We start from the raw sequence: 15,303 nt of genomic DNA on the forward strand, positions 1-15,303 counted from the left end.
TGACTCACTCGCCTCTCAGGGCCATCCTGCCGGCCTTGATGAATTGATTGCGGAAGGCCTGCCCTAGTTCACGGGCCAGACGGGTTTCCTGTACTTTGTCGCGGGAGGCCAGGACTTTGGCGATGCTGCCGGTGGCGGCTTCGTACTTCACACGGGTGAGATCCTCCAGCACCTGCACGGCGCGCTCCGGCATGCCGTTGTCGATGATGGTCTTCCACGCGGCATGCAGTTCATCATGGGAGTCCACGCAGATCACCCGCACCAGGAAGCGGATGACGCTGAAGGCGGCGGCGGTGCGCTCCGGGTGGTAGGTGAAGGCTTTGGCTTTTTCAAAGGGCGCCTCCTGCCCGTCGCTCATGCGGGCGATGTTTTCTGCCGTGTACAAATCGTGCCGCACTGCCAGACGACGCAGCGCGTGCTCCTTCGGTCCTCCAGGCTCGCCCACGCGGTAGCTCCACAGCTTCTGCCCCTCATCTCCCAGCACAAACTCCATGAAGGCGGTGGCCAGCTCCGGATCTGGCGCGCCACGCAGCATGCCGATGGGATCCACGCTTACCGAAGTGCCGCCCAGCGGGGCGATGAAGCCCACGCGGGAACTGCCATCGGCCCGGCGCACATCTTCTTCAGCAGAGCGGCCGTAGAAGTCGATGCACATGCCGGCGGCCGCATCGCCCTTCGCCACTTCGAGCGGGATCTTGGTGGAGAAGTCGGTGAAGTAGCGTGCATTGGCGCTGATGCGCAGGATGAGGCGCAGCCCTTCATTCCAGCCCTCCGCCACGGCCTGCGCTTCGATCTGCTCCGGTGTGAGCTTGGACTTTGGCAGCGCTTTGAGGCGTGCATGAGCAATCTCCATCTGCTGCTGGATCAGCATCTCCAGCGCCTTCGTGACTGAGCCGCTTTTGCCCGGATCACTCAGCGCGATCTGACCGTAGTAACGTGGATCGGCCAGGTTGTCCCAGGCCACGGGATTCTCCGCGATGCCGATGCGGCGCAGCACATCGCGATTGAAAACAATGCCGCTGCTGGAAAGGCAGGTGCCGCACCAGCGGAACTGCGGATCGCGGAAAGGTTCGCCACTGAGCTTTTCAGGAATCCCTGCGTCGGTGAACCATTCGGGATGTTTCTTCGCCAGTGCGCTGAGGCCGCTCGTTTCACCATCGCCCGGCACCAGCGTGCCCGCACGGGCCTGCTGCTCGAAGTCATAAGCGCCGCCGCCAAAGAACACATCCATGCCGGTGCCGACGTTGGAGGAAAGGTAGGCCCGGCGTGCGGGATCTTCCGGTGCGGCTTTGGGATTCAGGCAGGCCTGCGCCACGGCGGGGGACCACGTCTGCCCCAGTTGTTTCTGCCAGTGCTGCTGAAATGCGGCGAGGGCTTCTGACTTGATCAGCATGGCGATCTCCGAGGTGCCGCCGGGCACGCGCCAGTCGATGAAGAGGGTCTGTCCCCTGGTGGCTTTCCAGTGGGCTGCGAAGGCGTGGCCGAACTCGGCGCGGATGCGGTCGTGGTGGGGGGAGATGATGACGAGGCGGCGGTCGTAGTGCGCGGGGGCGGTTGATTGTGTCGGATTCAGCAAAAACGGGCCGGCGAGGGTGGCGAGCATCGCCAGGCCTACCGCAAGTTCTTTGCGCCAGACTTTGACCCAGGCGAGGAGGGCCTGGGTGCGGGGGTGATGGAGGAGCGCGTTCATTTGCGCAGAATCACCACGTCGCCCATGGCGGCCATCACGCGGACTTCGGCTTCGCCGGGGAGGCGGAGTTCCATGGGGTTGATCTCGCAGACCTTCATCAGCGGGCCGTTCTGGACCTGGATGCGGTACTGGACCATGGCGCCGAGGTAGGTGGTGTCGATGATCTTGCCGGGGAAGCGGTTGGGGGAGTCCAGGACGCTGCCGAAGGTCAGGGCCTCGGGCCGGATGCTCAGCATGACGGGCTGGCCGCTGGCGGGCTGCCAGGTTTCGTCATTGGTGCGGCCGCGCAGGACGCCGAAGGTGGTCTCGATGTCGTAGAAGCCTTCCCGGCTGCTTTCGCGGAGGGTGCGTCCTTCGATGAAATTGGTCTCGCCGATGAATTCGGCCACCATGCGGGTGGCGGGATTGAGATAGATCTCCGGGGGGGCGCCCACCTGGATGAGCTTGCCGGCGTCCATGATGGCCATGCGGTCCGCCATGCTGAGGGCTTCGTCGCGGTCGTGGGTGACGTAGATGGCGGTGAGGCCGTTCTCTTTGCAGATCTGGCGGATCTCGGTGCGCATTTCCAGGCGCAGCTTGGCGTCCAGATTGGAGAGGGGTTCGTCGAGGAGGAGGCATTTGGGGCGAATGACCAGGGCGCGGGCCAGGGCCACGCGCTGCTGCTGGCCGCCGGAGAGCTGCTGGATCTTGCGGGTGCCGAGGCCGTCCAGCTTCACCTGCTCCAGGGCTTCGGAGACGCGATGCTCGATCTCGCGGCGGGGGCGTTTGCGCTCCTCCAGGCCAAAGGCGACGTTTTGGGCGACGTTCAGGTGCGGCCAGAGGGCGTAGTTTTGAAACATCATGCCCGTGGCACGCTTGTGGGCGGGGAGGCGGGTCACGTCCTGGTCATCAAACCAGATCTTGCCGGCGTCGGGCGTGTAGAAGCCGGCGATGTGGCGGAGCAGGGTGGTTTTGCCGCAGCCGCTGGGGCCCAGGAGGAAGAACAATTCGCCGGCGGCGATCTGCAAATCCACGCTGCTCAGCACCACGCTGCCGCTGAAGCGTTTGGTGAGTTCCTGGATTGTGATGGTGACCATGCGGATTTCGGCTGGTTCTAGCTGAGCGGCTGGGGGATGGCAAGCTTCGCAGAGATTCTCACAAGAACATAACATCGCAGTTGCAAAGCCCTCAGGTCTGTCCAAAATGCGCGTCCTCTCGCCAACCGGCAGCCACCCCAACGGCGGCTACCGCTGGTGAGAACGTCAACCATAGGTCGGGCTGTAGTTCAGCCTGGTAGAACGCTTGCATGGGGTGCAAGAGGTCGTGAGTTCGAATCTCGCCAGCCCGACCACGGTTAATGACGTCCGTCATGAAGGCAGTGACGGTTTCCGCGGATCGCGGAAGAGACCGAGGAAGGACGGGCAGTCCGTGCGGGAATGGCCCAGATGGCGGCCGAGTCGTGGGTGATGCTGCCGTTTGGCGCGGCCAACTTGTGCTGATCCATGGAGCGGCCGGCGAGGTAGGTGCCGACGAGCGAGCCAAAGCCCCAGAGGATGATGGCAATGAGGCCCTGTGGAGGATGTTCGACTTTGCCTGTCTGGCGCGGATTTTTCACGGTGTGGAGTGGCGGAAGAGTCGAGTGGCGGGTCATTGAAACCGGGTTTTGAATTCGCTTGCCAAAGGAGCCGTTTCAGGTGATAATCACCTGTGGTTTTTACTTTCAATGGCAGGTCGGATTCTCAACAAGGACGGCGGGGCGCCTCGAGGGTTTTCGGCGTGGGCGGGGCGCTGAGAAACCGAACTCGGAGAGTGCGGACGACTCCGCCCGGGGGGCTTTGGGAGCTTTTCACCTTGTGGCAACAGTGTGCGGGCTTAGAAATTTTAGACCCTTGATACGATATTCTTGCATCTGACATCGCATACCTATAGTGGATTCACTGACAGACGCCGGCTTAGATTAAGCATGCTATTTCAACTCATCTAATGAAAGACACTCTCTTACCCCACCTGCGCCGCGCCCGCTGGGTGCATTTGGTCCAACTCCTGGTTTTTCTCACGTGGGTCATGAGGCCGTTTCCAGGAGCTTTTTCTTACTGGACGCTGAACAATGGTGTTAAGACCGAGGTCGCCGATCCGCCGGAGGGGGATGACTGGTATGCGCAGGACGCGGACGGCGACGGTTTTAGCAACGGGCAGGAAGCCGCGTTTGGCAGCGATCCCTACTGCCTGGATTCCGACTATGACGGTCTGGCAGACAGCGTGGAATACCTGTATTCGCAGGCCGCGCTGGCTGCAGGCCAGCCGCTGCCCTATGATCCGTGGAAGTGGGACAGCAATGCGGACGGTTTCTCCGACTTCGATGAGTATTATCATGAGATTCAGGGCTACAACCCGGTGGTGAACTATACCGGTCGGTCGCAGGGGAGCTTTTACAGCTTCTCGGATGCGGATGGGGACGGGATCAAGAACTTTGAGGACAGCGACCCGCTGAACATGGACCGCGATGGAGACGGGCAGCTCAACTGGAATGACAGCTACATGGACGATCCCTACAATGGCATGGGGCCTCCGGGAGAGACGGACAGCGACGGGGACGGGGTGCCGGATTCGCAGGACGCGTTCCCCTACGGGAGCTTTTTCTACCAAGGGACTGAGTACGGCGGCTCGTGGAGCGATCGTGACGGGGATGGTGTGCCTGATCCGGCTGATCCGTTTCCGGATGGAAGCTACTGGTATGCGGGCGTGGAATACACGGCCCCCCTCGTGGACCAGGATGGAGACGCGGTCCCTGATGCCCTGGACCCGTGGCCTACGATCTCGGGGAGCTATGAGTACAACGGGGCGATGTATCCTGGAGTCTGGAGTGACCAGGACGGCGACGGGATTCCTGATGACCTTGATCCAACCCCCACTGGCACCTACACCTGGAACGGGGTGGAGTACCCCGGTCCCTGGGTGGATCAGGACAATGACAGCATCCCGGATGCCTTTGATCCCTGGCCGACCATCGGTGGCAGCTACACCTACAACGGCATGGAATACCCCGGCTCGTGGGTGGACCAGGACAATGACGGCATTCCCGATCCCGCGGACCCTTTCCCAAGCCAAGCTGGCAGCTACTGGTACAACGGCACCGAATATCCCGGGGAACTGATAGACACCGACGGGGATGGACTGCCTGACTGGGATGATCCCTTCCCAAACGGCGTCAGCTTCTGGTACCTGGGCACGGAATATGCCGGGACTTGGAGCGACATGGACAACGACGGGGTCCCAGACATGTTTGATGGTTTTCCGAATGGCAGCTTCTGGTATCAGGGCACCGAATATGCGGGGGAATGGAGCGACATGGATGGTGATGAGGTGCCCGACGCCGCGGATCCGTTTCCCGACATCGCCTACAGCTACTGGTACAATGGCTTCCAGTACGCCGGCCCGTGGAGCGACCAAGATGGCGACGGCATTCCCGATGCGCAAGACTCCTGGCCCAGCGACTCCTGGAACGATGCGCCGCACTACAGCTACCTGGGGGAGGAATACGCCGGCGAATGGAGCGACCGTGACAACGATGGCGTTCCTGACGGTGTGGATGCCTATCCCGATGATCCCACCAACAACGCGGACACGGACAGTGACGGCATTGCTGACCGCGACGAAAACACGCAGTATGGCACGGACCCGGCGAAGTGGGACACGGATGATGACGGCCTGAGTGATTTTGACGAGCTCTTCACCTATCATACCAACCCGCTGCTGGCGAAAACCAACCCGAACCAGCTTTACCCAGATTATGACATGGTGGATCAGACGGACACGGACGGCGATGGGATCCCGGACCGTGTGGAGCAGTTTTACGCGGCCCAGGGCTACGGGATGAGCCCGACGGACGCCTCCGACGCCAACGGCGACCTGGACAGCGATGGCTACAGCAACGTGCAGGCGTGGCGCAATGGCTGGAGCCTGACCGCCAGCCTGAACGGCTATGACAATGACCATGACGGGATTCTGGACGTGCTGGAGGACGCGTGGAACGGGCTGTATCCGGGCATTTTGAGCAACAGCACCGCGGCTGACGCCACGCAGGACTTTGATGGTGACGGCCTCATGAATTTCGAGGAAATCCTTCTCGGGCTCAACCCCGGCAGCGCGTACAGCCGTGTGACATCCGTGAGCGACCTGCAAGAGTGGGCCTGGCAGGGACTGGTGATGGGCAGCGGTGTGGCGGTGTCCTTCCACGGAGCGGTGGTGAGCGGCTCCGTGCTGCCGGCGTGGCAGGTGACGACGGATGCGGACCACGATGGCGTGCCCGATGGCCTGGCAGCCTTTGCCGCCGCGGTGCAGGGCAGCCCGGGCCTTCTGACCCTCCCAGGCCGCGTGGCCAGCGGGGATTATGATGGCGACGGCATGCCAGACTGCTGGGAGCACCGCTATCACCTGGATCTGCGCGATTCCGGAGATGCGCAGGCCAATCCTGACAATGACTCACTGATCAACCTCCAGGAGTACGCGGAGAGGCGCGACCCCCTGGTCAACGATGACCCGCCTGCCCCCAACGACACCAACCATAATGGCATTCCGGATGCGTGGGAGATGCAGATGTTTGGCAATCTTGACCAGGGCGCGGGCGGGGATGCTGACGGGGATGGTTTGAGCAATCTGGCCGAGTGGCAGGCGGGTACTGACCCCAACGTGGCGGATTCTGACGGCGACGGCATCAGCGATGAACAGGAGGTGGCCGAAGGGACGGATCCGACCAATGCCACCTCCAATGCTCCGGCACTTCTGGGGCTTCGCGTGTTCACCCCGCTTGATGCCACGTAGGGCGACGGCTCTGCCTGACCTGCGATGATGAACCATAATTCTCTTCTTTTTCTTTAGATATTTGCCTTTTTTATGACCTTGAAATCCATCTTTAAACAATGCGCGCTGCTCGGCGCATGCCTGCTGCTGCAAATGACGGCGCAGGCCCAGGGCATCCGGAAGGCCTGCAGTGACGGCAGTTGCAACAGATGCGGCGCAAAAACCTGTCCATTGCCGCAGCTGGGCAAACTTAATTATTCGATGGATTGGAATGATTACTCCTTCTTGCCGCCTGAGGTGGGGACCATTGGCTATTACGGGGGCTCCTGCAGAGGGACTGGAAGTGGAGGCCAAACTATCGTCGATAAGATCACGAGTGTCAGTTATGACCCCCTATGGAATAGCTGGGACGTCACTGTACATACAGAGGTTTACTTTCCCCCTAGCGGCCTCAATTCGGACCCCAACCAGTGGCCGATATGTAAATGCGCAATAAAACTCAATGGAGATCAATACGATGCTTATGTCCCCGTCCTTGTTCCCTCGCAGCCGTCCAGCGGCGCCACATCATCGCCATTACCGGTCGGCGGAACTGAAGTGCAGATGCCTGCCACCTCAAACGAAGGCGGCGCTGGCGTGCCAGACACTGGATGTAGCACCTGTGGTTCCGGCGGCGGTGAAACCGACGCGGGATCCATCCGGATTTCCATCGGCGTAGGCAGTGACACAGTCAACGGTGATCTGACCGTGAACGGTTCGGTGGATTTCTCAGCGAACCTTGCGTCGGTACACACACTCTCTCTGAGCAGCTTCGGCTTCAGCAATGTGCTGGGCGGCGATGTGAGCACGCTCACCGCAGGCACACGCCAGGTGAAAAACCGCGCTGGAGATGTGATGGCGACGCTGCTGGTGGAAACCACGGCCGCTGCCTCACCTGCCACAGACCTGCAGTCCATCACCCTCACCGTCACACCAGCGGCGGGTTCCTCCCAGCCGGTGTCCACCCACACTTTTGAAAAGGTTGCCAGCACTGGCGACTTCACCGGAGTGGGAATCAAATACACCCGCACCGAGGGCAGCAATTCGGAATTCATGGCTTTTTACAACAGCGGCGCGGGCACCACCGGCGTGGCGGCTGACGGCACGGTGTATGGCTCGTTCAAAACGGTGGACACCAACGGCGATGTGCAGATCTGGACCGCCATGTCCGAATCTGCGGCTTTCACCTGGAATGCCACCCAGGGCAAATGGACCGGGGACCTGACGGAAATGCTGGAGTTCATCCCGGCGGCAACCGGCCAGCCCACGGTGATCACGGAGCGGCACTATGCCAGGATCGGCAACCAGTCTGCGGACCAGTCCGCCAAGGTGGTGACGTCAGAGACGGTGACGACCAAGCTCGGCACCACGGTGCTGGACGAGGCCACCACGCTGCATGGGTACTACGAGTCCTACTACAAGAGCGGCACCGTGGTGGACAGCCGCTTTGGTCAGGAGAGATGGCAGGTGGACTCCACGGGCAGCTGGACGCTGACGGTGCGCGGCTACGTGCCGGATTCCGCCAGTCCCGATCTGGTGGAAACGCTGCAAATCACTCCCTGGCTGGATGGTCCCTCCGGAGCAGGGAGCCTGAGCACAACGGCGGCGGCCGAGACGTTTTTCACGGCACTGGCTTCACAGGCCACGGGGGGGAACCCACAGATCGCGGGCTGCCAGATCACGCGCTCTTTTGATGCGAGCGAGATCACCAGCGGGACGCTGCCGCCATGGTCAAAGCGCGACATCAGCCTGATCAATGGCGTGGTGACGGGCACCAGCTATGAGTTCATCGGCCAGGGGTATCTGGACAATGCGTATGCGCTGCCTGGGGACAATTACCTGTATGCGCAGAGCCGTTCGGAGCGCTGGAACGGCGCGGGGACGCAGGTCGCATGGAGCGAAAGTTTTGAGTCTGAAGACGGCAGCATGAGCGCAAATGTGGATCAGACTTATGTGGCGAGTCTGAGCTCCAAAGCGACCCTGACAGGAGGGCTGACGGCGGCGGATTCGTGGCGGCGGGTGGTGAGCGAAGACAATACCTACGGCACCCTATTTCCAGTTTACGCAGAGGGCGCCATGTTTCCGCTGTGGTCCACCACCACCAGCGACTCCGATGGCCGCACGCTCTCTGAAACCTCCAAGTTCAGCGAGAGCGGTACGACGATTCAGAGCATTGCCACCACCTATGCAGGAGAAACCGGCTACACCCGCAGCGCGGGTGATCTGACGCTGTCCTCCCAGGGGGATGACGTTGTTGCCGGCGGTCTGCGCACCTCCACAAGCACGGATATTCTGGGAATCACCACAACCACGGTGACGGATGAGACCACGGGGGAGATGGTTTCTGAAACACGGCTGGGCCTGACAACGAACTACACCAAAGCCACCGGCACCGACGGCAGCACCACCCAAACCGTGACACAGACGGCGGATGAGACCACGCGCACCGTCAGCGTGACCGTCACCGATGCCCAGGGCCGTACGGTGAGCAGCACGGACGCCAACAGCGGGGTGACGACCTACAGCTACGCCAGCAACGGCCGCACGGTGACGCAGACGCTGCCGGGTGGAGGCACACAGATCACGGAAAACTATCTGGACGGCCAGCTCAAAAGCATCACCGGCACGGCGGTGACGCCGGAGTACCACAGCTACACGGTCAATGATGGTGGTGACGCCAGCTATGAGGCGGGGAGCATCACCGAGACGGTGTATTACGGCAATGACAGCAGCGCGGCGTGGCGCAAGACGACGACCAACTACCTCGGTCAAGTTTTGCGGGAAGAAGCGCCCTCGCCCACCGGTACAGGAGTAAGCGTAACACTGCATACCTACAACGCCAAAGGCCAGCGGGTGAAAACGAGCAGCCCGGGGATGGCGGACATGATCATCGCCTATGACGACTGGGGCCGTGTGAGCCAGCAGGGCTATGACATGGATGCGGACGGAGAGCTGACGGTGAGCTCCAACGATGTGCTCAGCACCAGCAGCACGGATTATGTGACGGGGGAGGGCACGGTGCTGGAGCAAGTGGTGCGCCTGCAATATACGCAGGACGGTGCGGACACCACCTTGCAGACCAAGACGGAGCGCAAGCTGCTGGAAGGCTCCTTTTGGCAGCGCAGCACGCAGGCGGATGGCGGTGTCTTCACGCAGTTCGATGTGCTTTCCGGCAGCATCCGCACGGTGCATGGCCAGCAAAGTGTCACGGGCACGCAGTCGCAGATCCAGATTTATCAAAACGACCTGCTCATGAGTGAGACGCCGCCGGGCATGACGTCGGCGGTGACCTACACTTACGACGGCTTTGGGCAGGTGGCGACGGTGGTGCATCCGCTCAATGGCACGACCACCCGGACGTATGACACGGCGGGGCGTGTGCTCACCCAAAGGCAGACCGGGGGAGACACGGTCACCTATGCTTATAACACCCAAGGGCAGGTGACGAGCGAGACGCATTCGGACTCCAGCACCACCTCCTACACCTACGATGTGCAGGGCCATGTGCTCACGCAGGGCGGCACGGCGGGTTATCCGCTGGGCTATGAGTACGATGCCATGGGCCGCCTGTGGAAGCTGCACACCTCCCGGGGCGTAGGGACGGACGATGTCACCACCTGGACCTACGCCGCCGCCAGCGGTGTGCTGGTGAGCAAGACGGATGCCGCCGACCGCAGCGTTGGCTACACCTACGATGCCGCAGGGCGTGTGCTGACGCGTGCCTGGCAGCGCGGGGTCACCACCACGTACAGCTACGATGCCATGGGAAGACAAACCGGCATCGACTATAGTGACAGCACGCCAGACGTGAGCATCACGTATGATCGCGCGGGCAGACGCGTAAGTACCACGGATGCCGCGGGCACGCATGCGTATGCTTATGATGACGCCACCTCCGGTGGTCAGGTGTCTGGCTGGTCCGTCAGCGGCACGGGCGCATGGTCTGGATTGAGCGTGGGCTATGGCAACACCGCAGGGAAGCGCAGCAGCCGGGCGACGAGCCTTGGCAGCATCACGCTGCCGACGGTGAACTACACCTATGAGACAGGCAGCGGACGGATGGCTGGCGTGAGCGCCAGCGATTTCTCGGTCAGCTACGGCTACGATGCGGCCACCGGCTGGAACAGCGGAGTGACTTACACCAGCGGTCTGAGCAGCGCACGCACGGCGGATGCGCTGGGCCGGCTGGATGCCATCACCTGGAGCGTGGGCGGTGCCACGGTGAGCGGCCATGATTACACGCTCAATGCTCTGAACCGGCGCACCGCCGCGCAGCGGCAGGACGGCTCCACATGGAGCTACGGCTACAACGCACGCGGTGAAATCACCAGCGCGGCCAAAGGGACCGAACCGGGCAAGCAGTTCGCCTTTGCCTATGACGGCATTGGCAACCGCACCATCAGCAGCGTGTCGAGCATCGCCAGCACCACCACGTTGCGAACCACGGGCTACAGCGCCAATGCATTGAACCAGTATGATTCCATCACCCATCCACAGCCCGGGTGGCTGGTGCTGCGCGGCAGTGCCAACACCGCCGCAGGCACCACAGTGACCATTGATGGCAATGCGCCCACCCTGACGACAGGCACGCTATGGTTCTACGAGCAAAGCGTGGACAACACCGAAGGCCCCGTGCGCCGCGAGGTGGAAATCACCGCCACGCGCTCCGATGGTGGCATCAACAACGGCCCAGTGACTACGCAGCAAAAGGGGACGTTGTTCATCCCGCCACCGACTGAAGTGCCCACCTACGATCTAGATGGCAATCTGACCAGCGACGCCCGCTGGAATTATGTCTGGAACGGTGAAAACCGTCTAGCCGCTCAGGAAGAGAAAACCGGCTTCATCGTTCAGCCCACCAGCAGCACGCTGGTGAAGCGGATACGATTGGAGTTCGATTACGACGCGCAGGGACGCCGCGTCAGTAAACGTACCTTCATTGCTACGGGAAGCGGCGGTTTTGTGTTGAAGCAAAGCCTCGTTGAGCTTTACGATGGTTGGAACATGATCGCCGAGATCGACGCTACCAGCAGCGCGCAGCTTTCCCGAAGCTATGAGTGGGGCATGGACATCAGCGGCACAATGGACGGAGCGGGCGGCGTCGGTGGCCTGCTCATTGAGCGGTTCCACACAGCGCCAGTGACAGTCGCACATGCGCCCTGCTACGATGGCAATGGCAACGTGACAGAGTTGGTGAATCTCGCCAATGGCAATGTGACTGCCCGCTATGAGTATGGATCGTTTGGCGAGACGATCAGTATGGATGGAGGTGCGTTAGCTGAGGCGAATCCGTTCCGGTTCAGTACGAAGTATCTGGATGAAGAGACTGGATTATATAACTATGGCTACCGCTACTGCGATGCAGTGAAGGGTGGCTGGCTGTCAAGAGATCCAATAGGCGAACGAGGCGGCGTCAATCTTTATGGGATGTGTGAAAATGACTCATTAAATCAATGGGATTATATGGGTTTGCGCTCGGGGTCGAATCCAAAAAGATATACATTATCTTTAAAAGACAAAGGGGGGTGGCTGGGTCTTTGTGGACATTTTCGTTATGATATCGAATGGCATGTGACCAGTTCTGGGAGTGGTCCGATAAATGGAACTGTTTATCAAGAGGGAAAAAGAAAGGTATATTTATACCCATGCACACCAAAAGGTGCCGACAAGGCGCACGCCGTCCTTATTCTGGACGAAAAGTTCAAGGAGGCATGGTCGTACCCATTGAAATCAGGCGATACGTGGGGTTCCGTAGATTGGTATGCTGCTTTTAGCAAGAGTAGGGGCAAATTAACACCGTGCGCGGGAAGAGTCGAAATAGAAGCAACAGCGTACTTCACAGAAGATTTAGTTAAAAATCCACAGCCAACTAAAAAGTTTAACTACGACCAAGTTACTGAGCCTTTAATGTATCCGCCATATCCGCCAGTACAATGGGCTGATTACAATTTGGGAAAAAGCAAGCAGTCTTTTGGTAATCATTCAAACAATGAAAAGCGTAAACTTATATCGGAATGGGATTGTTGCTTGGGGGTTAACTTTACCAAATTTATCAAATGAATATACGAGTTGTTTTTTTTATGGTTGGAATGGCCGTTAGTGTATGTGGATGCCACTATAACTCAATACGCCTGCCCACTAATCGATTGATGGAGTGCGCCAAGAAGCTGCGAGCTGGCATGAGCCGAAAAACTGTTGATGCGATATTGAAACCAGAGTTAAAAATAAACCCTGGGCCTCCGGAAATGGATATATACTATTTCACCGATGTTTTTTCCCCCACTAGGGTTTATATAAAAATGGAATTTGACCATATTTCCGGTGATCAAACTGATATTCTTCTAGCTTTACCTTCTGAGATTGTTGTGCTGGAAGGGACTCATGCAAAAAAAATTAAAATCAGTTATTATTAAAAAAATGAACCCACGCGCCAAAATGAACCCACGAGCCAACCAATGGAAATGAACCCACGAGCCAACCAATGGCATTGGCCATGCCAACCCACTTGAGAAATTTGAAGTCAGCCCAGCTGCTCGGTTCCGAACCCTCCAATGTTGAAGCAGCGCCATGAAGTTTTCGCAGCCAGCGCTTTCACACTTGCAGCCGCGGATCGTTGATGGCCCTGACGACGGTTTTGACGGAAAAAAGAAAACCTACTTCCAACTCAACATGCCAGCGCAACGCCCGCCACCAATGCGCTTCTCCCTGATCACTCTTCCAAATTGACGGCAGCGCATGTGTGATGGCCGTTTTCGGAAACAACTTCGGTAGGCATGCGACTGAACTGATGATGTCGGATAGGCATTGCCGCAAGATTGTGATGAACGCAGGCACATGAGATTGCAGTTTGGCAATGAGGCGGCGTGTGGCAGCATCGGCACCGTGTTGAAGAAGCTGCATCGGCGCGGATTTGGCGGGTGGCTTTGCCTCCTGAGCTTTGTTTTGCAGGTGACAGTGGCATTTGCCTCCAGGAGCCCGTCAGCGCGAGCACCACGGATGATGGCGATGGGAAGAGGACCACGGCTCTGCCTGACCTGCGATGATGAAACCATATTCCCTACTTTTTCTTTAGATCTTTGCCTTTTTTATGACCTTGAACTCCATCTTTAAGCAATGCGTGCTGCTCGGCGCATGTCTGCTGCTGCCAATGACGGCGCAGGCCCAGGGCATCCGGAAGGCCAACAGCACCGGCGGCTGCGGCGCCAAGAACTGCCCGCTGCCACCACTGGGAAGCCAGTGGCCCAATGCTACAGATTTTACAGAATACTCACTGGACCCGCCTGAGGTGGGAAGCATCCGTTACTTTGCCGGAGGGTGTCGTCCGAAAGGGGGGGATGAAACGGCCAGTTATGGCACTGAAATCATGAAGGTGACGGCCGTGAACTACAACGCGACGTTCAATGACTGGGAGGTATCGATCCATGACGAGGTTTACAATCTGCCGGGCGGCATGAGCGTGGACCCCAATCAGTGGCCGGACTGCAATTGCGTGCGAAAGCTGACAGGGGGCATCAATTTCCAGACGCCCTATTTTACTCCGGCGCAATTGTCTGGAAGCGCGGGCTCATCGCTGCCGGCGGGCTGTACGGAGGTGCAGATGCCGGCGACTTCCAACGGGAATGCGAACGGCCTGCCGGTGGCGGGATGCAGCACCTGTGGCTCCGGAGGCGATGATGATGACGAGCCGGGGAAGGTCCGCATTTCCATTGGCATGGGAGGTGACACGGTGGCCGGGGGCGCCCTGGCGGTGAATGGCATGCTGAATTTTTCCGTCAACCTCACGGAAGTGCACACGCTGTCTCTGAGCAGCCTGGCCTTCAGCAATGTGCTGGGCGGCGATGTGAGCACGCTCACAGCAGGCACACGCTAGGTGAAAAACCGCGCTGGAGATGTGATGGCGACGCTGCTGGTGGAAACCACGGCCGCTGCCTCACCCGCCACGGATCTGCAGTCCATCACCCTCACCGTCACACCAGCGGCGGGTTCCTCCCAGCCGGTGTCCACCCACACCTTTGAAAAGGTTGCCAGCACTGGCGACTTCACTGGGGTAGGCATCAAATACACCCGCACAGAAGGCAGCAATTCGGAGTTCATGGCTTTTTACAACAGCGGCGCAGGCACCACCGGCATCGCGGCTGACGGCACGGTGTATGGCTCGTTCAAAACGGTGGACACCAACGGCGATGTGCAGATCTGGACCGCGATGTCGGAATCAGCGGCGTTCACCTGGAACGCCACCCAGGGGAAGTGGACCGGCGATCTCACGGAAATGCTGGAGTTCATCCCGGCGGCAATCGGCCAGCCCACGGTGATCACGGAGCGGCATTATGCCAGGATCGGCAACCAGTCCGCAGAGCAGTCCGCCAAGGTGGTGACGTCAGAGACGGTGACCACCAAGCTCGGCACCACGGTGCTGGACGAGGCCACCACGCTGCATGGATACTACGAGTCCTACTACAAGAGCGGAACTGTGGTGGACAGCCGCTTTGGTCAGGAGAGATGGCAGGTGGACTCCGCGGGCAGTTGGACGCTGACGGTGCGCGGCTACGTGCCGGACTCCGCCAGTCCCGATCTGGTGGAAACACTGCAAATCACTCCCTGGCTGGATGGTCCCTCCGGAGCAGGGAGCCTGAGCACAACGGCGGCCGCCGAGACGTTTTTCACGGCCCTGGCTTCCCAGGCCACGGGGGGGGAACCCACAGATCGCGGGCTGCCAGATCACGCGCTCCTTCGATGCCAGCGAGATCACCAGCGGGACGCTGCCGCCTTGGTCAAGGCGTGACATCAGCCTGATC

9 protein-coding genes and 1 tRNA gene are annotated in these 15,303 nt (G+C 59.8%); 6 read left to right on the forward strand and 4 right to left on the reverse strand.

From position 1 onward, the window contains the following. Positions 1-4: 4 nt before the first annotated feature. Together ACILSQ_RS27130 and ACILSQ_RS27135 are read right to left on the reverse strand one after the other, a co-directional pair. Positions 5-1,690 (reverse strand): ABC transporter substrate-binding protein, encoded by a 1,686-nt coding sequence (locus ACILSQ_RS27130; protein ID WP_395746831.1) that lies wholly within the window; start codon positions 1,688-1,690, stop codon positions 5-7. Next, a complete protein-coding gene (locus tag ACILSQ_RS27135) occupies positions 1,687-2,766 on the reverse strand; it encodes an ABC transporter ATP-binding protein (RefSeq protein WP_395746832.1) in 1,080 nt (359 codons plus the stop codon). The genes ACILSQ_RS27130 and ACILSQ_RS27135 overlap by 4 nt, the downstream gene beginning before the upstream one ends. 177 nt (positions 2,767-2,943) lie before the next feature. Here ACILSQ_RS27135 and ACILSQ_RS27140 point away from each other — a divergent pair. After that, positions 2,944-3,020 (forward strand) — tRNA-Pro (locus tag ACILSQ_RS27140). A 3-nt stretch (positions 3,021-3,023) separates the two neighbouring features. Here the strand turns inward: ACILSQ_RS27140 and ACILSQ_RS27145 are convergent. Then, positions 3,024-3,284 (reverse strand): hypothetical protein, encoded by a 261-nt coding sequence (locus ACILSQ_RS27145; protein WP_395746833.1) that lies wholly within the window; start codon positions 3,282-3,284, stop codon positions 3,024-3,026. 449 nt (positions 3,285-3,733) lie between these two features. Between ACILSQ_RS27145 and ACILSQ_RS27150 the strand changes: the two genes are divergently transcribed. The 3 genes from ACILSQ_RS27150 (at position 3,734) to ACILSQ_RS27160 (ending at position 12,921) form a co-directional block, all read left to right on the forward strand. After that, entirely contained in the window at positions 3,734-6,490 is a 2,757-nt protein-coding gene (locus tag ACILSQ_RS27150; RefSeq protein WP_395746834.1) for a hypothetical protein, read from the forward strand. Between the two features lie 582 nt (positions 6,491-7,072). Then, a complete protein-coding gene (locus ACILSQ_RS27155; protein WP_395746835.1) occupies positions 7,073-12,568 on the forward strand; it encodes an RHS repeat-associated core domain-containing protein in 5,496 nt (1,831 codons plus the stop codon). After that, a complete protein-coding gene (locus tag ACILSQ_RS27160) occupies positions 12,565-12,921 on the forward strand; it encodes a hypothetical protein (RefSeq protein ID WP_395746836.1) in 357 nt (118 codons plus the stop codon). Before ACILSQ_RS27155 ends, ACILSQ_RS27160 begins: the two co-directional genes overlap by 4 nt. A 178-nt stretch (positions 12,922-13,099) precedes the next feature. Here ACILSQ_RS27160 and ACILSQ_RS27165 read toward each other — a convergent pair whose 3' ends face one another. After that, complete coding sequence (locus tag ACILSQ_RS27165; RefSeq protein ID WP_395746837.1) at positions 13,100-13,408, reverse strand: hypothetical protein; 309 nt, start codon at positions 13,406-13,408, stop codon at positions 13,100-13,102. A 193-nt stretch (positions 13,409-13,601) separates the two neighbouring features. Here ACILSQ_RS27165 and ACILSQ_RS27170 point away from each other — a divergent pair, with 193 nt between their 5' ends. Beyond that, positions 13,602-14,378 carry a hypothetical protein gene (locus ACILSQ_RS27170; protein ID WP_395746838.1) on the forward strand — a complete coding sequence of 259 codons (777 nt, stop codon included), beginning with the start codon at positions 13,602-13,604 and terminating at the stop codon, positions 14,376-14,378. Continuing rightward, positions 14,379-15,290, forward strand: a complete 912-nt coding sequence (locus ACILSQ_RS27175) for a hypothetical protein (protein WP_395746839.1) — start codon at positions 14,379-14,381, stop codon at positions 15,288-15,290. Positions 15,291-15,303 lie beyond the last annotated feature (13 nt).

Origin of the sequence: Prosthecobacter sp. (assembly GCF_044227185.1) — a bacterium.
GTDB lineage: Bacteria > Verrucomicrobiota > Verrucomicrobiia > Verrucomicrobiales > Verrucomicrobiaceae > Prosthecobacter.

What these genes read in the sequence shown, in the direction of transcription:
- ACILSQ_RS27155 (WP_395746835.1), top strand. Translation starts at nt 7,073, where the DNA reads ATGCCTGCCACCTCAAACGAAGGCGGCGCTGGCGTGCCAGACACTGGA.
- ACILSQ_RS27150 (WP_395746834.1), top strand. Translation starts at nt 3,734, where the DNA reads ATGAGGCCGTTTCCAGGAGCTTTTTCTTACTGGACGCTGAACAATGGT.
- ACILSQ_RS27165 (WP_395746837.1), bottom strand. Translation starts at nt 13,408, where the DNA reads ATGCAGCTTCTTCAACACGGTGCCGATGCTGCCACACGCCGCCTCATT.
- ACILSQ_RS27135 (WP_395746832.1), bottom strand. Translation starts at nt 2,766, where the DNA reads ATGGTCACCATCACAATCCAGGAACTCACCAAACGCTTCAGCGGCAGC.
- ACILSQ_RS27130 (WP_395746831.1), bottom strand. Translation starts at nt 1,690, where the DNA reads ATGAACGCGCTCCTCCATCACCCCCGCACCCAGGCCCTCCTCGCCTGG.
- ACILSQ_RS27160 (WP_395746836.1), top strand. Translation starts at nt 12,565, where the DNA reads ATGAATATACGAGTTGTTTTTTTTATGGTTGGAATGGCCGTTAGTGTA.